The organism is Zobellella iuensis (genome assembly GCF_016746085.1).
GTDB classification, from domain to species: Bacteria; Pseudomonadota; Gammaproteobacteria; order Enterobacterales; family Aeromonadaceae; genus Oceanimonas; species Oceanimonas iuensis.
Genome location: NZ_JAERTZ010000012.1, coordinates 100,464 through 119,642 on the forward strand (window position 1 = coordinate 100,464; position 19,179 = coordinate 119,642).

Consider the following 19,179-nt stretch of genomic DNA (forward strand, 5'->3'; position numbering starts at 1 on the left):
AACTTGCCCGAACCGACAACAAGGTTTACAGTCTTCGCCCTGTCAGCTGTAAACCTTATTTACACCCGGGAGCCCGCCGATGTCGCCGGATGTCGCCTTCGAACTGATGATGATCCTCACCAGCGGCTGCGCCCTGCTGGTGTCCGCCTGGCTGTACTGGCGCGCCCGCCGCCGGCGCAGCATGAAGGCGCTGGCGGGCTTCGGCGTGATGATGGCGCTCTGGTGCGCCGGCCACGTGGCGGTGTTCCACGGCTGGGAGCGGCTCGGCGTCGCCCTGATCCTGGCCAACCCGCTGATGCCCACCTTCTTCCTCGACTTCGCCATCGGCTTCGTCAACCAGGGCGCGGGCCGCCGCCCCTGGCTCGATCGCCTGGCCCGCGGCCGGGGCCTGCTCTACCTGGCCGCCCTGGTGGTAATGCTGGCCAGCCTCTGGCTGGAGGGGGGCGGCGTCATCGCCTTCGGTGCCTTCGCCCACTACTTCGTGTTCCAGGGCATCGGCTGGTTCAACATCGCCTACACCATCGTCATCGGGGTGCTGGCCCACGCCCTGCTGCTGTGGGGCCTGCGCATCCACAGCGGCAACCGCCGCCGCTCCATCGCCGCCATGTTCGCCGCCGGCGCCTGGGGGCTGCTGCTGGCCACCAGCTTTATCTTCCCCTCCCTCGGCCTTTACTGGTACCCCTGGCCCATGCTGCTGCTGCCCAGCTACGTGGTGCTGCTGGTCTACGGCGTGGTGCGCTACCAGATGCTGGAAGTCAACGCCTGGGCCAACCGGGCCCTGCTGTGGACCCTGATGACGGCGCTGGTGATGGGGCTTATCGCCCTGCTCAGCGCCATGGCCGGCCAGTTCGGCATGCAGGCCCTGGCCAATGTGCCCAAGTGGCAGCTGTGGCTCTATTCCATGCTGCTGCTGATGCTGGCCCTGGCCCTGTACCAGCCGGTGAGCAAGCTGGTGGAGCGGCTGATCTACCCGGGCAGCCGGCTCGACGAGCAGCTGCTCGCCACCTGGCAGCGGCGCCTGGGCGAGGCCAGCAGCTGGCACGGACTCACCACGGCGGCGGCGGGGCTGATTTCGCGCCAGATGGGCCAGCCGGTGGTCATTCAGCTTGCACCGGAAGACGAGCCCGCGCCCTCCCTGCCCGCCGGCCCCTGCATACTGTGCCGGCACCAGCCCCAGGGCTGGCAAACCCGGCTGCAGGGCTTCGAGGATGTGACCCCGGGCCTGCGCCTGGCGGCGGAGGTGTTCGCTTCCCTGCTGGCCACCCGCTGCGGCCTGCTGGAGCGCTCCCTGCAGCTGGCGGAAGCCGAGCGCCGGCGGCTGTCGGAGCAGCACCTGGTGGAGCTGGGCGGACTGTCGGCGGCCATGGCCCACGAGCTGCGCAACCCGCTCAACATCATCTCCATGGCCACCGCCGGCCTGGAAGCCAACCGCAAGGAGATGATCCAGTCCCAGCTGAAGCGCGCCGACCGGCTGATCTCGGACATGCTGGCCTATTCCGGCCGCATCCAGGTGCAGTGCCAGGCCATTCCCCTCGCCTCCCTGCTCGACAGCCTCAGGCCCCAGTTCGACTGGCAGGGCACCGCCTTCGAGCACCGGCTGCCGGCCGACTACCGGCTGTGGGCCGACCCCTACCGGCTGCAGCAGGTGGTGGTGAACCTGGTGGACAACGCCCTGGCCTTCGTGCGCAACAGGCCCGGCGGGCTTATCCGCATCGAGGCGGGGGACAGGCCCGGGCAGGTGCGGGTGCACAACAACGGCCCCATGATCGATGCCGAACTGGGCGAGCGGCTGTTCCGCCCCTTCGTCGGCAAGCGCAGCGGCGGCAGCGGCCTGGGCCTGGCCATCGTCCACCGCATCATGGAGGCCCACGGCGGCCATATCCGCCACCGCCAGGATCTGGGCTGGCCGGTGACCTTCGAACTGTATTTTCCCGAGGAGAAGCGCTCATGATCCCGCGCATCCTGCTGGTCGACGACGAACCCGCCTTTCGCACCCTCTGCGCCCAGTGGCTGGAGACCGAGGGCTACCAGCTGGAAACCGGCGCCGATCTCAACGAGCTGCGCGGCAAGCTGCAGCGCTTCGATGCCGATCTCATCCTGCTCGACCTGTCCCTGCCGCCCCATTTCGATCCCCACCACACCCTGGCGGCCCTGCCCCAGTTCATCGACCGGCCGGTGATCATCCTCACCGGCCACGGCGAACGGGAGCTGGCGCTGGAGGCCCTGCGCCAGGGCGCCTGGGACTTTCTGGCCAAGCCCATAGACCCGGACATGCTGGCGGTGGTGGTACGCCGGGCCCTGACCAAGCACCAGCTGGTGCGCGAGCTGAACAGCCTGAAGCAAAGCCGCCAGCCGCCGCTGGCCGGCCTGATCGGCGCCTCCCCTTCCATGGAGAACATCCGCGCCCTGGTGCAACGCATCGCCCCCACCGACGTGCGGGTGCTGGTGACCGGCCCCTCGGGCACCGGCAAGGAGGTGATCTCCCGCGCCATCCACGAGCTCAGCCAGCGCGCCCGGGGGCCCTTTATTTCGGTGCACTGCGGCGCCATTCCCGCCGAACTGCTCGAAAGCGAGCTGTTCGGCCACACCAGAGGCGCCTTCACCGGCGCCGACAAGGCCCGGGACGGCCTGCTCAAGCTGGCCGACGGCGGCACCCTCTTCCTCGACGAGATCGGCGAGATGCCGCTGGCGATGCAGGTCAAGCTGTTGCGGGTACTGCAGGAGGGCAGCTACTACCCGGTGGGCGGGCGCAGCCTGGAAACCATAGACGTGCGGGTGATCTCCGCCACCAACGCGGACCTGCCGGAAAAGGTGAAAAGGGGCGAGTTCCGCGAGGATCTCTACTACCGCATCAAGGGGGTGACCATAGAGACCCGGCCCCTGGACGAGCGCCCGGAGGACATTCCGCTGCTGGTCAGCCACTTCCTCGAGCTGCAGGCCCGGGGCCAGCCGCCGCTGCACCCGGACACCGAAGCCTTCAACTGGTTTATCCACCGCCGCTGGCCGGGCAATGTGCGCGAGCTGAAAAGCGCGCTGGACAGCGTGGCCGCCATCGCCCGGGGCGGCGTCATCCGCCTGGAGGACATCGCCCTGCTCTATCCGGACGCCAAACCCGGCCCCGCCCCGGCCGCCGCCGGCGACAGCCTGGAGGCCCAGGTGCGGGCCCTGGAGATAGCGCTGATCACCGAGGCCCTGGCCCGCCACGACAACAACCGCACCCACGCCGCCCAGGCCCTGGGGCTGTCGCGCCAGGGCCTGCTGAAAAAGATAGAGCGGTACGGGTTGTAAGCTGGAAGCTGGAAGCTGGATACGGGAAGCGGGAAGCTTGTTGACAAAGTATACCCTCTGTTTTTCGCCGGATATTTCTCTTTATCGATGCAGTTTAACTGTCGTCATCTCCGCGAAGGCGGAGATCCATGGCATAGTGCACTGGACTCCCGCCTTCGCGGGAGTGACAACAGAGAAAGAAGAAACTTGGCCAACAGCCTGAATGCTTGATGTATTGCTGACTACTCCCCCATCAGCTCCTTCAGGGTCAGCTCCAGGGCGGTGGCGGCGATGCCGGTGGTGCGGCTGCTGTGGTTGTGCACCCGTTGCAGGGCGCCGCGGATGCGTTCGGACACATCCCGGAAGATGGCCTCGTCGGCGATCTCCTGCTCGGTTTCCATCAGGAAGGCGAAGGCCCGGGCCATGCCGCAGTTGCCGATAAAATCCGGGATAACGCTAAGCCGTTCGTCCGCCTGCTGGTAGACGGGGCCGTAGAAGATCTCCTGATCCTGAAAAGGCACGTTGGCGCCGCAGGCGATCAGCTCCACGCCGTTGTCCGCCAGGGCCGCCAGGTGCTCGGCGCTGACCAGGCGGGAGGCGGCGCAAGGCAGGAACACCTCGGCCTCGAGCTGCCAGAAGGCGGCCTGGGCCTGTTCGAAACTCACCACCCCGGGGCCCGCCAGCCGGTTGCCCTGGCGGCCAAGATAGAGCGCCTTCAGTTGCTCGACGCCGAGCCCTTCCGGTGCTATCACCCCGCCGGAAGCATCCATGATGCCGACGATACGGGCCCCTTCCTGGGCCAGGTAACAGGCCGCCGCCGCTCCCACGTTGCCGAAACCCTGCACCATGACCCGCTTGCCGGCAAGTTGCCCGCCCCAGATGCCGTAGTAATGGCGTACCGACTCGGCCAGGCCCCAGCCGGTGATAAGATCCGCCACCTTGTACTTGCGCGCAGGCGCCGGGCTGTAGCGGCCGTCTTCCACCACCTTGGCCACCCCCAGGCGCAGCTGGCCCAGCTTCTGGATCTGCTCGCTCACCGAGGGCTTGAAGTGGCCGTTGACCACCCCTTCCTGGGGATGCCAGATGCCGTGGCGCTCGGTCAGCGGCACCACGTCCTTCACCTCGCACACGTTGAGATCGCCGCCGGTGCCGTAATAGCTTTTCAGCAGCGGCGCCACCGCCTGGAACCAGCGCGTCAGCACCCCGTCCCGGCGCGGGTCGGCCGGATCGAAGTCGATGCCCGACTTGGCGCCGCCGATGGCCGGGCCCGACACCGCGAACTTCACTTCCATGGTCTTGGCCAGGGACTCCACCTCGTGGCGATCCAGCCCCTTGCGCATGCGGGTGCCGCCACCGGCCGCCCCGCCGCGCAGGGAGTTGATCACCACCCAGCCCTTGGCCTCGGTCTCGCTGTCGTGCCACTCGAACACGATTTCCGGGTTTTTCCGCTCGAATTGGGTAAGAAGTGCTTTCATCCGTTGATTACTCCGTGTCACAGGCAATAGGGCTCCCTGACCCGCAAAGGCCATTAATACGTATCAGGGAGGAAGTGAAGAGGGCGCCGCCGCAACGGCGCCCGCAAGGTCAGAACAGGTTGAAGTAGAAGATCACCAGCACGCCGATGGGGGTGACGTAGCGCACCACCGCATACCAGAGGGCGTGCCACTGGCCGCCCAGCTCGGCCGCCGAGTGTTCCGGCTTCATCACCCAGCCCACGAAGATGGCGGTCAGCAGGGCGCCGAGCGGCATCATGATGTTGGCGGTGAGGTAGTCGTAGATGTCGAACAGGGTCTTGCCCTCGAAGCGTTCGAACATGGCCAGGGGCGCGAAATCGGACCACAGGTTCAGCGACAGCACTGTGGTGATGCCCACCAGCCAGGCCGCCAGGCCGCCGCCCACCGCCGCCTTGACCCGGCCCACGCCCTTCTCTTCGAGGAAGCGCACCAGGGATTCCAGCATGGAGATGGAGGAGGTCCAGGCCGCGAACAGCAGCAGCACGAAGAACAGGGTGGCGAAGAAGCCGCCGCCCGGCATCTGGCCGAAGGCCACCGGCAGGGTCACGAAGATAAGCCCCGGGCCCTCGCCCGGCTGCAGGCCGTGGGCGAATACCACCGGGAAGATGGCCAGCCCCGCCAGCAGGGCCACGCACACATCCATGATGGCCACGGTGAAGGAGGTACGGGCGATGGACACGTCCTTCTTCAGGTAGGCGCCGTAGGCCATCATGGCGCCGCTGGCCAGGCTCAGGGTGAAGAAGGCATGGCCCAGGGCCACCAGTATGGACTCGGCGGTCAGGCTGGAGAAGTCGGGCCGGAACAGGAACACCAGCGCCTCGCCGAAGTGGCCGGTGGTCATGGCGTAGCCCACCAGGATCAGCAGCAGCACGAACAGCGCCGGCATCAGCCAGGACACCGCCCGCTCCAGGCCGTGCTTGACGCCGCCGGCGGACACCAGCACCGTCAGCCCCATGAACACCGTGTGCCACAGCAGCAGTTGGCCCGGCGAGGCCAGCAGGCCGCCGAACATGGCGCCGGAGCCGTCCGCCCCTATGCCGGCAAAGCCGCCCTTGGCCGCCTCCACGATATAGGGCATGGTCCAGCCGGCGATGACGCTGTAGAAGGAGAGGATCAGGAAGGCCGCCAGGGTGGCCATGATGCCGATGCCGGCCCAGCCCCGGCTGCGCCCTTCGGCCGCCGCCACCGCGCCCATGGTGCCGATGGGGCTCTTGCCGCCGCGCCGGCCCAGCATGACTTCCGACATCATGATGGGGATGCCGATCAGGGCGATGCAGATCAGATACACCAGCACGAAGGCACCGCCGCCGTTCTGGCCGGTGATATAGGGGAACTTCCAGATATTGCCGAGGCCCACCGCCGAGCCCACCGCCGCCATGATGAACACGAAACGGCTGGACCACAGGGCCGGGGTCACGCCGGCGCTCTCTTTACCCTGAACATTGGTTGCCACCACAGACACAGCTTCTCCTCCTTTAGCTGTTTAGGACAACGTCAGCCACCCCAGCTAAAGGTGTAAAGTATGACTGACAGTATGTCCTGCTATTTTGCCACCATCTTCCCGATTGAAAAAATGGCTGTGGTAAAAAATTAGAGATTAAATCATGGCTCCCTCCAAAAATGCGGGAGCCGGGGCCGGATCAGTCGGCCTTGAGCACGCCACGGCGGATTTGATCCTCCTCGATAGACTCGAACAAGGCCTGGAAATTGCCCTCGCCGAAGCCTTCGTTGCCCTTGCGCTGGATGATTTCGAAGAAGATGGGGCCGATCACTGTGTCGGTGAAGATCTGCAGCAGCAGCCCCTGGCCCTGGGTGGGCGCCCCGTCCATCAGGATATGATCCCTTTGCAGCCGGGCCAGATCCTCGCCATGGCCGGGCAGGCGGGCATCCAGCTTCTCGTAGTAGGTGTCGGGGGTGGTCATGAAGGTCATGCCGCCGTCACGTAAAGTTTCCACCGTGCGATAGATGTCGTCGGTGCCCAGAGCGATATGCTGGATGCCCTCGCCCTTGTACTGGTGCAGGAATTCCTCGATCTGGCTCTTCTCGTCGGATGACTCGTTGATCGGGATGCGGATCTTGCCGCAGGGGCTGGTCATGGCCCGGGACTTGAGCCCGGTGAGCTTGCCCTCGATATCGAAGTAGCGGATCTCGCGGAAGTTGAAGTGCTTCTCGTAGAAACCGGCCCAGAGGTTCATGTTGCCCATGGCCACATTGTGGGTGAGGTGGTCGATGTAGGTCAGGCCCACGCCCTCGGGGTGCTGGTCCACGCCCGGTATGGGGCGGAAGTCCACGTCGTAGATGCTCTGCTCGCCGTAGCGGTCCACCAGGTAGATAAGGGAGCCGCCGATGCCTTCGATGGCCGGGATCTGCAGCTCCATGGGACCGGCGCCGGACTCCACCACCTTGGCGCCGTTGGCGGCCAGCTGCCTGATGGCCTGGGCCGCGTCCTGGACCCGGAACGCCATGGCGTTGGCGCAGGGGCCGTGGAGGCGAGAGAACTGTTCGGCCCGGCTGTTGGGCTCGGCGTTGAGGATAAAGTTGATGTCACCCTGGCGGTAGAGGGTCACCTTCTTGCTGCGGTGGCGGGCGATGGCGACGAAGCCCAGCCGCTCGAACAGGCGGGCCAGTTGTTCCGGCTCGCTGGAGGCATACTCCACGAACTCGAAGCCATCGGTACCCAGGGGGTTATGCCACAGAGAGTTTTTTTCCGGTGATAGTGTTTCAGACATCATGATTGTTCTCCTTAATCGCCTTGGTTCCATTGGTTTATGCTTCAACGCAATGGAGACAGAATACGGCAAGGTCGGCACATTTTGTTTGCAACTTGTTACATTAAAGTTTAGCTTTTTGCGTGAATGTTGCATCAAAGAAGGGATAACCGTGAGAAAGGCGCATGAAATCGAACTGGACCGCCAGGACGCCCGCCTGCTGCAGGCGCTGCAGGAGAATGGCCGGCTGAGCAACGTGGAGCTGTCGGAACTCATTCACCTCTCCCCGTCCCAGTGCCAGCGCCGGCGGCAGAAGCTGGAAGAGCTGGGGGTGGTGCAAAAATACGTGGCCCAGGTGGACCCGGAGAAGGTGGGGCTGCACGTGACCGCGCTGATCAGCGTGACCCTGGGCAAGCACGGCGAGCGCATCGCCGACGAATTCCACCAGGCCATCCAGCACTTTCCCCAGGTGCTGGAATGCTGGAGCGTCACCGGCGACGCCGACTACATGCTGAAGGTGGTGGCCACCGATCTCAAGAGCCTGTCCGACTTTATGATGCACCAGCTGCTCAACCTGAAGACGGTGTCCAATATCCGCTCCAATATCCTGCTCGACAAGCTCAAGCACACCACAGTGCTGCCGCTGGGCTGACAGGCTCGAAATAAAGCCGGCCCGGCGGCCACAAGCCGCAGGGCCGATTTCAATCGACCGCTTCACCAGCCGGGGTTCCGGCTCAGCCCAGGCTGAGGGGGTGGTGGCAGGCCACCTGCTGGGTGGCGCTGAACTCCCGCGCCGCCGGGGCGGCCTGCCTGCACTGCTCGGTGGCGAAGCGGCAGCGCGGGTGGAAGGCGCAACCCGAAGGAGGAGAAATCGGGTTGGGCACCTCGCCGGTGACCGGGGTCCGCTCCTTGTGGATCACCTCCATGCTGGGAATGGCGTCCATCAGCATGCGGGTATAGGGATGGCGGGGCCGGTTGAATACCTCCTCCACCGTGCCCACCTCCACCAGCCGGCCCAGGTACATGATGCCGACCCGGTCGGAGAAATGGGACACCACCGACATGTCGTGGCTGATAAAGAGGTAGGTCAGGCCCAGCTCCTGCTGCAGATCCTTCATCAGGTTGAGCACCTGGGCCTGCACCGACACGTCCAGGGCCGAGGTGGGTTCGTCGCAGATCAAAAACTCGGGCTCGCCGGCCAGGGCCCGGGCGATGGAGATGCGCTGACGCTGGCCGCCGGAAAACTCGTGGGGGAACTTGTCCATGTCCGAAGCCGCCAGCCCCACCTGTTCCAGCAGCTGCCCCACCCGGCGCCGGCCTTGCTCCCGGCTGTCGATCATGCCGAACAGCACCAGCGGTTCGGCCACGATGCGCTCCACCTTCCAGCGCGGATTGAGGCTGGCGAAGGGATCCTGGAAGATCATCTGGCAGCGGCGGCGGATATACTGGCGCTGCTCGCGGCTGGCCGTATCAAGCCGGGTGCCCTGGTAGCTGATGTCGCCCTCGGTCGGCCGGTACAGGCCCGACAGCAGCCGGGCCACCGTCGACTTGCCGCAGCCGGACTCCCCCACCAGGCTGAAGGTTTCGCCCTTGCGGATCTGGAAGTCGATGCCGCGCACCGCGTGCACATAGGTTTTTTCCGCCCGGTTCAGCAGGCGATGGATAAAGGGCCTGGAAATATCGAACTTGATATGCAGGTTGCGTACCTCTACCAGCTCGGCCCCGGTGATCATCTCGCTCATCATGCCAGCTCCTCTTGCTTTACTTTCAAACAGGCGACCCGGGAGTCCCCCACCCTTTCCAGCACCGGCGACTGCTGCCGGCATTCGGCCCCGCTGTGCGGGCAGCGGGGATTGAAGGCGCAGCCCGGGGGTATGGCATTGAGCCGGGGCATGGCACCGGGGATCTGGGACAAGCGGGGCTCGCGCACGCCGATACGCGGGATCGACGCCATCAGCCCCACCGTGTAGGGATGGCTCGGCGCCTTGAGCACCGCCTCGACCGGGCCTATCTCCACCAGCCGGCCGGCGTACATCACCGCCACCCGATCGCAGATCTCGGCGATCACCCCCATATCGTGGGTCACCAGCATCACCGAGGCCTGGTGCTGCTTGCACAGCCGCCGGAGCAGCTGCAGCACCTGGGCCTGCACCGACACGTCCAGGGCCGTGGTCGGCTCGTCGGCGATGATAACCTTGGGCTCGACGCACAGCGCCAGGGCGATCACTATGCGCTGGCGCATGCCGCCGGAAAACTGGTGCGGATACTGATCGATACGCTGCTCCGCCGCCGGTATGCCCACTTCCTGCATCAGCTTCAGCGCCTTGTCCCGCGCCGCCTGGTAGGACAGGGGCAGGTGGGTCTGGATGGTCTCGATCAGCTGTTTGCCCACCGTCATCACCGGGTTCAGGCTGGTCAGGGGATCCTGGAAGATGGCCCCGATCTCCTTGCCGCGCAGCAGCCGGCGCTCCTCCTCGTCCAAGTCGTCGATACGCTGGCCATGGAGGCGGATCTGCCCCGAGGCGATCCGTCCCGGCGGCTCGAGCAGGCCGGTGATGGCCGAGCCGGTGAGGGACTTGCCGGCCCCCGATTCCCCCACTACCCCGAGGATTTCGCCCGCCCGCATCTCGAAGGACACCTGCTGTATCGCCTTGAGGTTGCCCTTGCGGTGGCTGAACTCGATGCACAGATCCTCGACCTGCAGCACCACCTCGCCACTGTTGTTGCTTCCATTCGCCATGTTGTGCTCCTTAACGCAGCTTGGGGTTGAGAGCATCGCGCAGCCAGTCGCCCACCAGGTTGACCGACAGTGCCAGCACTACCAGCACCAGGGAGGGGAATACCACCACCCACCACTGGCCGGAGAACAGGTACTTGTTGCCCTCGTTGATCAGGGTGCCGAGGGACGGCTGGTTGGGCGGCATGCCCACCCCGAGGAAGGACAGGGTGGCCTCGGTGAGCACCGCCAGCGCCAGGTGCAGGGTGGCCAGCACCAGCACCGGGCTCAGCACGTTCGGCAGTATGTGCAGGAACATGATGCGGCTGTTGCTGCTGCCCATGACCTTGGCGGCCTGCACGTATTCCTTGTGGCCCTCCAGCAGGGTGCAGCCGCGCACGGTACGGGCGTATTGCATCCAGCCGGTGAGGGTGATGGAGATGACGATGATGTACACCGCCATCTGGTCATGCATCTCCTGGGGCAGCAGGCCCCGGGCCGCGCCGCTCACCAGCAGGGCGAACATGATGGTGGGAAAGCTCAGCATGGCATCCGCCATGCGCATGATAAAGGCATCGACCAGGCCACCGAAGTAGCCGCTGATCACCCCCAGGGTCACACCCAGGGTCATGGCGCCAATCACGCTGATAAAGCCGACGATCAGGGACACCCGCAGGCCGTAGAGGATCAGCGAGTAGACGTCCCGCCCCTGGATGTCGGTGCCCAGCCAGAAGCGGGCCTCGCCACTTTCTACCCAGGCCGGGGGCAGCTCCGAGTCCATCAGATCGAAGGCAGCCATGTCGAAGGGGTTGTAGTGGGACAGCAAAGGCGCGCAGATGCCGGCGAACAGCAGCAGCGCCAGCACCGCCGTGGCCACCACCGTCAGCCGGGAAGTGCGGAAGTTGTAGCACAGATCGCTGTCCATAAAGGCCAGCCAGCCCTGGCGCAGGCCCGCCAGTCCGCCTGACCGGGATTTGCCCTGACCGGTCAGGGCCACCTTGGTATTGATAGCCATGGGTTACCTCGTCCTTAATGGTTGCTGGATTTCATGCGCGGATCTATCACCCGGTAGAGGATGTCGACCAGGGTATTGATGCAGATGAAGATCAGGGAGATGAACACCAAATAAGCGGAGATCACCGGTATATCCACATAGTTCACCGCCTGGATAAACAACAGCCCCATGCCCGGCCACTGGAACACCGTCTCGGTGACCACGGCGAAGGCGATCAGCCCCCCGATCTGCAACCCGATGATGGTGATCACCGGCAGCAGGGAGTTGCGCAGGGCATGGCCGTAGTTGATGCTGCGCTGGCGGATGCCGCGGGCCTTGGCGAACTTGATGTAGTCGGTGCGCAGCACCTCCTTCATCTCGCTGCGCACCAGGCGCATGATCATGGTGATCATGAACAGCGCCAGGGACAGGGCCGGCAGTATGATGGAGGCCCAGCCCGACTTGCTGAACAGCCCGGTGCTCCACCAGCCGAGATCCATCACCTCGCCCCGGCCGTGGGACGGCAGCCAGCCCAGCCAGACGGAGAAGATGATGATAAGGACGATGCCGGCGATAAAGCTGGGCAGCGACACCCCTACCAGGGAAATGGTCTGCACCAGGCTGGTGAGCCACTTGTTGCGCGACAGCGACACCCAAACCCCCGCCGGCAATCCCACCGCCAGGGAGATGATCACGGCGACGAACACCAGCTCCAGGGTGGCGGGCAGCCGCTCGGTGATCAGGTTGAGCACTTCCATCTTGTTGTAGTAGGAAATGCCGAAATCGCCCTGGGCGATGTTGCCCACGAAGCGGGCGTACTGGGTAATGACGGAGTCGTTAAGACCCAGCTTTGCCCGCAGCTCTTCCCGCTCCAGCGGGGTGGCGCTATCGGGCAGCATATTGTCGACCGGATCGCCGACGAACTGGAACATCACGAAGGCGATCAAGGCCACCGACAGCATCAGCCCGCAGGCCTGGATCAGGCGCTGGATAATAAAAGCCAACATAGTTCACTCCTTTGATGGGAAACGAGGGCCCACGGGCCCCCTTGTCCTAGTTCAGGCTGGCGTACCAGAGCCGTACCACGTTGTCCGGGTTCTGGGTGATCGACAGCTTGTCGGAAGTCGCCCAGGCCACCGGCTCGAAGTGCAGGGGCAGGAAAGGCAGCTCCTGCTGGGCCAGCGCCAGCACCTCGCCCATGAGGTCGGCCCGGACCTGCTGATCCAGCTCGGTGTTGGACTGCTCGATCAGCCGGTCTATGGTGTCGTTCTTGAAGCGGGGGATATTGAAGGCGCCGTAGATGCCGCCGTCCCGGGAGTGGAGCAGTTGCTGGTTGATGCTGTAGGCATCGTACAGGGGCAGGTTGGCCCACCCCAGCACCGCCACGTCGGTACGGCCGTTGTCGCGGATCTGGGAATAGACGCTGCGCGGATGCACGTTGAGGCTGCTGTCGATGCCGATGCGCGCCCAGTAGCGCTGCACCGCCTGGCACCATTGCTCCGCATTGAGGTAGTAGCCCTGCTCGCAGTCGAAGGCCAGCTTGAAGCCCTTCGGATAGCCGGCCTCGGCCAGCAGTGCCTTGGCCCGTTCGGGATCATAGCCGAGTTCGACCCCGCGTTCGGCGTCGAAGCCGGCGATGGCCGGGGCCACGAAGGTGTTGGCGACGTCGGTCATGCCGCGCATGATCTTCTGCACTATCGCCTCCCGGTCGATCGCCATGTGCATGGCCTCCCGCACCCGCCGGTCCTGGAGCGGGTTCTTGCCGTCCACATTGCCCGCGTTCAGCTCATCGGCCATGTTCAGGGACAGGAAGATCACCCGCAGCGAGGGCCGGACCATGACCTCCACGCGCTTTTCCTTCTCCAGCCGGGGCAGGTCCTGCAGGGGGACGTCGCTCACCAGATCGAACTCCCCGGCCAGGATGCCGGCCAGGCGGGTGGCGTCGGATGACACCGGCTTGTAGATGATACGATCGATATTGTGTTGCGCCTGAGCGCCGTTCCACCAGCCATCATGCTTCACCAACACCATTTCGGCGTCACGCCGGCGGCTTTCCAGCCGGAAGGGGCCGGTGCCGTTGGTGTTGTTGGTGGCATGGCCTTCGGTACCCTTGCTCATGCTGGTGGGCTCCAGCGCCCGGTGCTCTTCCATCCATTCCTTGTCCATCATCAGGATGCCGCTCAGCTCGTTGAGGGCGATGGGGGATTTGGAGTTCAGCCGGATATCGACGGTATGGTCGTCCACCTTCACCGCCTCCTTGATGGAAGAGGCGTTGCCGCGGATGCCGGAGTCCGGGTGGGTGACCCGAGCGATGGAGGCGACCACGTCGTCGGCATTGAAGTCGTTGCCGTTGTGGAAGCGGACCCCTTCGCGCAGATAAAAGCGCAGGGTGGTGTCGTCCCGTTGCTCCCAGCGGGTGGCCAGGGCCCCTTCCATCTCCAGCTGCTCGTTCCATTGCACCAGGCCTTCATAGATGTGGTTCTGGAACGCCAGGGCCGGGGTCGAGGCGAAGGCATAAGGGTCCAGGGTGGGGATATCCGACTGCTGGGCCCAGCGCACGACCTTTTCCGCCTGGGCCTGTTGTGCCATCAGGCTGCACGAAGCCGCCATCAGGCAGGCTGCTACCGTCTTGAGTTTCATCATCTACTACCTTCCCTGTGAGTGAAAAACACCGGCTTGGCCGGCCTGGCGGTCCGGGGGGCGCACTGGCCACACCGGACTTTGTCTATACATTAACTTTGCATCAATTAACAAATCAACATAGAATTGCTAACAATTTTGACACACTGTGATATCAATCAAAAAACACAAAGTTACCACTCGGTAAGATGAGTCCAGTCCCGGACAGCGAACCGCTGCCCTCACTCAAACACAAGAGGTCCGCCTTCGATAGGACCAACAGGGAGCAACCATGACGACCACCCTCATCCGGCAGGTACGCCTCAACGGCCAACAGCAAAGCCGGGACTTGCTGATCGAGCAGGGCCGCATCGGCCGTATCGACCTCCATATCACGCCGCCGCCCGGTGCCCAAGTGGTCGAAGGCGGCCACCGCCTGGCCCTGCCCGGCTTTATCGACGGCCACGCCCATATCGACAAATCCCTGTGGGGCATGGACTGGTATGTCAACGAAGTGCCCCGGGAGTTGCCCGCCATCATCGATAACGAGCGCCGCTTCCGGCGTGAACAGGCGTTCGACAGCCGGTGCCAGTCCGAGCGCATCGCCCGCCAGGCGATTCGCCTGGGCACCACCCATATCCGCACCCATATCGACGTGGACACGGAAATCGGCCTGCGCCATATGGAAGGGGTGCTGGCCACCCGGGACGCCCTGGCCGAACAGATTTACATAGAGACGGTCTGCTTCCCCCAGAGCGGCCTGCTGGGCCGGCCCGGCACCCGGGCATTGATGGAGGAAGCGGTCAAACTGGGCGCCGATTATGTGGGCGGCATAGATCCGTCCAGCGTCGAGCGCAACCCGGTGGCCCATCTCGATGCCGTGTTCGATCTCGCCGCCAAATACGGCAAGGGGGTGGATCTGCACCTGCACGAGCCGGGGGAGCTGGGCGCCTTCTCGGTGGAGCTGATGATAGAGCGCACCCGCGCCCTGGGCATGGCGGGCCGGGTTACCATCAGCCACGCCTTCTGCCTGGGCGAGGTGGATCCCGGCTACCAGGATCGGCTGATCGCCGGGCTGGTCGAGGCGGACATCGCCATCGCCACCACGGCCCCCGCCAACCGCCAGGTGCCGCCCTATGAAAAACTGCGCGCCGCCGGGGTCAGGGTCACCGCCGGCAACGACGGCATCCGCGACACCTGGAGCCCCTACGGCAACGGCGACATGCTGCAGCGGGCCATGCTGATGGGGCTGAAATACCGCTGGCGCCAGGACCGGGAGCTGGCTCAGGCGCTGCACGCCATCACCCGGGGCGGCGCCGAGGTGATGGGGCTGAAGGACTACGGCCTGGAAGTGGGCTGCCAGGCGGATCTGGTACTGCTGGCAGGACAGGCGGTCGCCGAGGTGATCGCCGAGCCGCCGCGGGAGCGCACCGTGTTCAAGGCCGGCCGGCTGGTCGCCGACCGGGGCGAATGCCTGTTCTGACACCCATTTCACCTATACCGACGGAGTTTAACCCCATGAAAACCATCAAAATGACCGCCCGCTACGTCATCGGCTTCAAGGACGGCGGCCACCATATCTACGAGCAGGGCGAGCTGGTCTACCGCGGCGACACCGTGCTGTTCGTCGGCCACGGCTACCAGGGCCGGGTCGACGAGACCCAGGACATGGGCAATGCCCTGCTCGGCCCCGGCTTTATCGACCTGGACGCGGTGGCCGACCTGGACTCCACCGTACTGGCCTTCGATCACCAGCCGGGCTGGCAGAAGGGTCGGCTGCCCGCCAGCGACTGGCAGCGACGCGAGACCTACAGCGACGCCGAGCTCGACTTCAACAAGCGTTACGCCTTCAGCCAGTTGCTGCTGAACGGCATCACCACCATAGCTCCCATCACTTCCATCCTGTACCGGGAGTGGGCCGAAACCGCCGACGAGTTCCGCCGCGCCGCCGACATCGCCGAGAGCCTGGGCGTGCGCGCCTACCTGGGGCCGGCCTATATGTCGGGCTACGGCGTGGTCAACCCGGACGGCAGCCTCGACATGCGTTTCGACGAACAACGGGGGTTGCAGGGACTGGAGCAGGCGGTGCGCTATGTGGAAGAGCTGCAGGGCCGCCACGGAGACACCATCAGGGGCATGCTGGCGCCGGACCGGATAGAGGGCTGCACCCCCGAACTCCTGCGCCAGACTGCCCTGGCCATGCGCGGGCTGGACTGCCCCACCCGGCTGCACAGTTGCCAGGGCGAATTCGAGCTGGAGATGGTGCACCGGCTGCACGGCGGCCGCTCTTCCATCGAGCTGATGGCCGAGCACGAGCTGCTCGACCGGCGCCTGCTGCTGCCCCACCTGCAGTTGCTGGGCGGCAAGGAGCCCACTCCGGAGAAGATAGACAGGGAGCTGGCCCTGCTCGGCCAGAGCGGCGCCAGCGCCGTGATCTGCCCCATCGTCTCCGGCCGCCACGCCAAGTACTTCAGCGGTGTGCGCCGCTTCCGCGAGGCCGGCATCAATATCAGCCTGGGCACCGACACCTATCCGCCCGACATGATCCAGAACATGCATATCGGCGCCATCCTGAGCCGGGTGCAGAGCGGCGATATCACCGAGGCCTCGGCGGCGGACTACTACAACATGGCCACCCTGGGCGGCGCCCGGGCCCTGGGGCGGGAGGATATCGGCCGGCTCTGCCCGGGAGCCAAGGCCGACATCATGGTGTTCGACTTCGACCGCATCCACAGCGGCCAGTGTTTCGACCCCGTCACCACCATGGTGATCAACGGCAACGGCCGGGATATCAAGGGGGTGATCGTCAACGGCGACAAAGTGGTGTGGGACGGCCAGCTGGTCAAGTCCGGGCTGGATGTGCAGGCACTGCATCACCAGGCCCAGCGCCAGTTCGAGAAGTTCATGACCAGCTACCCGGAGCGCTGCCACCGCCATCCGCCACTGGCGGAGATCTTCCCGCCCAGCTTTCCGCTGAGCCGGCCATAGACAATACGCCGTGAATCCTCCCTGGCGCGGAGGGCCGGCTTCGCTGCCACCCTTGGTCCTCCCCTTCATCCCGCAGTCGTCTGCCGGACCACCATCAAGCGGCGCCGGGGCTTGCAAAGAGGTGACAGGGATGGCAGGTGCCGAGCGACACAGGGGGCAAGCTTGCCTCGCCGTGACGAGCCGTTTCAGGCTGATCGAACATCCAGTGAATGTTCGCAGCAGACTGAAAGGGCGAGTGTCAGTTCTGGAAGCGTGTCGGTGGAGGTGGCCCTGTTGCCTCTTCTCTAGGTTGCAACAGACAAGCAGCCGATTGGTTTAATTTTAAACTGTTCGGTGCGCTAGTACACCAGGCTGCCGAGCTGGCTGCCGCTTTCCGCCATGGGGTTCTGGATGATCTGCACCACCACCCCGTCGGCCGGGCTGTGGTACTGCTTCACCTCCTGGCCGAAGGCGTCGTACTGCACGAACATCAGCTCGCCCTTCTTCACCTTGTCCAGCAGTTGCACTTTGGGCACCACGAAACCGCCGAACTCGGCGCGCACGTCTTCCCAGTGCTCGGTTTCCACCGGCAGCTCGGGCTGTACCACTTCGCCTTCGATCAATTGGATATGGCGCAGGAAGTTGAGGGTACCGTCCACCGCCCGCTCCACCAGTTCGGGCTCGTACACATCCCTTGCGCCGATCTCCAGGGTAAAGGCCGGCACCCCTATGCCGTTGTAGGCGCCGTCCACCGTGGTCTGGCTCTGGCTGCTGAAGGTCACGTCCACCCCGAACAGCCGGGTCATCTCCTTCACCGCCGGAATGCTGTAGTCGGTATAGGCGAACAACGGGAAGGTGGTGGGGTTGGCGGTATGCATGTCGATGGCATAGTCCGCATTGTGCTTGAGCAGATCGTTCCAGATGCTGTGGGAATATTGCTGGCCCGAGGTGCGGGTGTCTTCGGTGTTGGCCTGGCGGTTGAGGTTCTCATTGACCTTGACCGGCCCCGAGGGCACGAATTCGCGCACATTGGCGATAAGCCCGGGAATGTTGAACTGATGCACTATGGTGACGGTGCCCTTCAGCGCCTCTCCGGCGAGCCGCTCCTTGACCTTATGCACCGTGAGATAGGGGTTCATCTCGTTGGCGTGCACCCCGGCCACCAGCATCACTTTCTTGCCCGGTTCTTCCCCTTTCAGCACGCTCACCGGCAGGTAGTAGTGCTGGCCGGCGTTGTTCTGGCCCGCCACCCGGAAGTAGAACTCGTACTGTTTGCCCGGCTCGAGGGAGTCCACATCCAGCCGGGTGATCACCGGCTTGCCCTGGATAATATCGCCGTTGAACTGGGTGTCGGCCAGCACCGGCAAGGTCGTGGTCAGTACTCCCAGGGCGCCGCCCCAGATAAGAGGTTTTATGGTCATTATTTTTCCCTAAGTGAAATCATCCAAACAGGTTGCTATCAACAAGAAAACTTAATTGCTAGCAATTAATCCCGAAGAAAACGTTACACCAAGGTTAACGAGTAATAAAGCACTAAATGGGAACACGACGAAATCTTGCTTTTATATTATTCAAAAAAGCAGAATATTTATCTGACCTGTACCGGCCAGGGCACCGGCCCCGCCGCAGAGGGTGCGGGGTGGCCCGAGAGGGGAATAAGGGGGTGGTCAGCGGGGAGAGGCTTAGGCCTCGGCTTGCAGTTCGGCGAAGAGCGCCGCCAGATCCAGGCTCTGCTCTTCTTCTTCGGCCAGCTCCAGGCTGGCTTCCAGGTGTTCCAGATGGCGGCGCATGGACAGGGCGGCGGCCTCGGCCTCCCCCGCCGCTACCAGATCCAGCAGCTTGCCGTGCTCTTCACAGTGGCAGTGGTGGGCGTTTCTGTCTTTCTGGTACATGCTGACGATAAGCGAGGTCTTGGCGACCATCCGCTCCAGCACCTCCACCAGCAGGCGGTTGCCGCCGAGCCTGGCCAGCTCGATATGGAAACGGGCGGCACAGTCCACCGCCGCCGGCCGCCGGTCCTCCTCGACTGCCTGCCGTTCTTCTTCTATCAGGGCACGGAGCGGCGCCAGCTCGCCCCGCCGCTCTCCGCGGGCGGCCAGGGCCACCGCCTCTTCTTCCAGGATGCGGCGCATGGCGAACACCTCGGCCGCCTCCTGCTGGCTGGGACAGGCCACGGTGGCGCCCCGGTTGGCGGCGATGGCCACCAGCCCCTGATGGCTGAGTTCCAGCAGGGCGGCACGCACATGGTTGCGGTTGGCGGCGAGCGCCTCGGACAACCGGGTTTCCACCAGCCGGGTGCCCGGCGCCAGCCGCTGTTCCAGGATGGCGCGGGAAATGATACCGACGATACGCTGGATTTCCCTTCGCTTGATACTGGGCACTTTCCCTCCCGGA

15 protein-coding genes are annotated in these 19,179 nt (G+C 64.6%); 5 read left to right on the top strand and 10 right to left on the bottom strand.

The features are described 5' to 3' along the window. Positions 1-79 precede the first annotated feature (79 nt). On the top strand, positions 80-1,951 hold the full coding sequence (locus JKV55_RS04170; RefSeq protein ID WP_202082498.1) for a sensor histidine kinase: 1,872 nt from the start codon (positions 80-82) through the stop codon (positions 1,949-1,951). Beyond that, positions 1,948-3,288, top strand: coding sequence for a sigma-54-dependent transcriptional regulator (locus JKV55_RS04175; RefSeq protein WP_202082500.1), 1,341 nt, complete (start codon positions 1,948-1,950; stop codon positions 3,286-3,288). The genes JKV55_RS04170 and JKV55_RS04175 overlap by 4 nt, the downstream gene beginning before the upstream one ends. A gap of 221 nt (positions 3,289-3,509) precedes the next feature. On the opposite strand, the gene JKV55_RS04180 is transcribed toward JKV55_RS04175, so the two are convergent. From JKV55_RS04180 to hppD, 3 genes are all read right to left on the bottom strand, one after another. Further along, positions 3,510-4,742, bottom strand: a complete 1,233-nt coding sequence (locus JKV55_RS04180) for a Glu/Leu/Phe/Val dehydrogenase dimerization domain-containing protein (RefSeq protein ID WP_202082502.1) — start codon at positions 4,740-4,742, stop codon at positions 3,510-3,512. A 109-nt stretch (positions 4,743-4,851) separates the two neighbouring features. Further along, positions 4,852-6,243 carry a sodium-dependent transporter gene (locus JKV55_RS04185; protein WP_369409618.1) on the bottom strand — a complete coding sequence of 464 codons (1,392 nt, stop codon included), beginning with the start codon at positions 6,241-6,243 and terminating at the stop codon, positions 4,852-4,854. A gap of 178 nt (positions 6,244-6,421) precedes the next feature. Beyond that, positions 6,422-7,513, bottom strand: a complete 1,092-nt coding sequence (gene hppD, locus JKV55_RS04190) for a 4-hydroxyphenylpyruvate dioxygenase (protein WP_439654893.1) — start codon at positions 7,511-7,513, stop codon at positions 6,422-6,424. 148 nt (positions 7,514-7,661) lie between these two features. Between hppD and JKV55_RS04195 the strand changes: the two genes are divergently transcribed. Further along, a complete protein-coding gene (locus JKV55_RS04195; RefSeq protein WP_198401745.1) occupies positions 7,662-8,141 on the top strand; it encodes an Lrp/AsnC family transcriptional regulator in 480 nt (159 codons plus the stop codon). Positions 8,142-8,223: 82 nt separating this feature from the next. On the opposite strand, the gene JKV55_RS04200 is transcribed toward JKV55_RS04195, so the two are convergent. The 5 genes from JKV55_RS04200 to JKV55_RS04220 all read right to left on the bottom strand — a co-directional run bounded on the left by JKV55_RS04200 (position 8,224) and on the right by JKV55_RS04220 (position 13,842). Beyond that, positions 8,224-9,234, bottom strand: coding sequence for an ABC transporter ATP-binding protein (locus JKV55_RS04200; protein WP_237332660.1), 1,011 nt, complete (start codon positions 9,232-9,234; stop codon positions 8,224-8,226). After that, positions 9,231-10,229 (bottom strand): ABC transporter ATP-binding protein, encoded by a 999-nt coding sequence (locus JKV55_RS04205; protein WP_202082504.1) that lies wholly within the window; start codon positions 10,227-10,229, stop codon positions 9,231-9,233. Before JKV55_RS04205 ends, JKV55_RS04200 begins: the two co-directional genes overlap by 4 nt. A 10-nt stretch (positions 10,230-10,239) precedes the next feature. Next, positions 10,240-11,130, bottom strand: a complete 891-nt coding sequence (locus JKV55_RS04210; RefSeq protein WP_237332668.1) for an ABC transporter permease — start codon at positions 11,128-11,130, stop codon at positions 10,240-10,242. Positions 11,131-11,234: 104 nt separating this feature from the next. Then, positions 11,235-12,206 carry an ABC transporter permease gene (locus JKV55_RS04215; RefSeq protein WP_202082509.1) on the bottom strand — a complete coding sequence of 324 codons (972 nt, stop codon included), beginning with the start codon at positions 12,204-12,206 and terminating at the stop codon, positions 11,235-11,237. A gap of 46 nt (positions 12,207-12,252) precedes the next feature. Then, positions 12,253-13,842: an ABC transporter substrate-binding protein gene (locus JKV55_RS04220; protein ID WP_202082511.1), complete on the bottom strand. Its 1,590-nt coding sequence runs from the start codon at positions 13,840-13,842 to the stop codon at positions 12,253-12,255. A gap of 268 nt (positions 13,843-14,110) precedes the next feature. Between JKV55_RS04220 and JKV55_RS04225 the strand changes: the two genes are divergently transcribed. Beyond that, a complete protein-coding gene (locus JKV55_RS04225) occupies positions 14,111-15,301 on the top strand; it encodes an amidohydrolase family protein (RefSeq protein WP_202082513.1) in 1,191 nt (396 codons plus the stop codon). 35 nt (positions 15,302-15,336) lie between these two features. Continuing rightward, positions 15,337-16,806 (top strand): chlorohydrolase family protein, encoded by a 1,470-nt coding sequence (locus JKV55_RS04230; protein WP_202082514.1) that lies wholly within the window; start codon positions 15,337-15,339, stop codon positions 16,804-16,806. Positions 16,807-17,144: 338 nt separating this feature from the next. On the opposite strand, the gene JKV55_RS04235 is transcribed toward JKV55_RS04230, so the two are convergent. Together JKV55_RS04235 and JKV55_RS20215 are read right to left on the bottom strand one after the other, a co-directional pair. Then, positions 17,145-18,206: a succinylglutamate desuccinylase/aspartoacylase family protein gene (locus tag JKV55_RS04235; RefSeq protein WP_202082516.1), complete on the bottom strand. Its 1,062-nt coding sequence runs from the start codon at positions 18,204-18,206 to the stop codon at positions 17,145-17,147. A gap of 261 nt (positions 18,207-18,467) precedes the next feature. Next, positions 18,468-19,166 carry a GntR family transcriptional regulator gene (locus JKV55_RS20215; RefSeq protein ID WP_202082518.1) on the bottom strand — a complete coding sequence of 233 codons (699 nt, stop codon included), beginning with the start codon at positions 19,164-19,166 and terminating at the stop codon, positions 18,468-18,470. Positions 19,167-19,179: the final 13 nt, after the last annotated feature.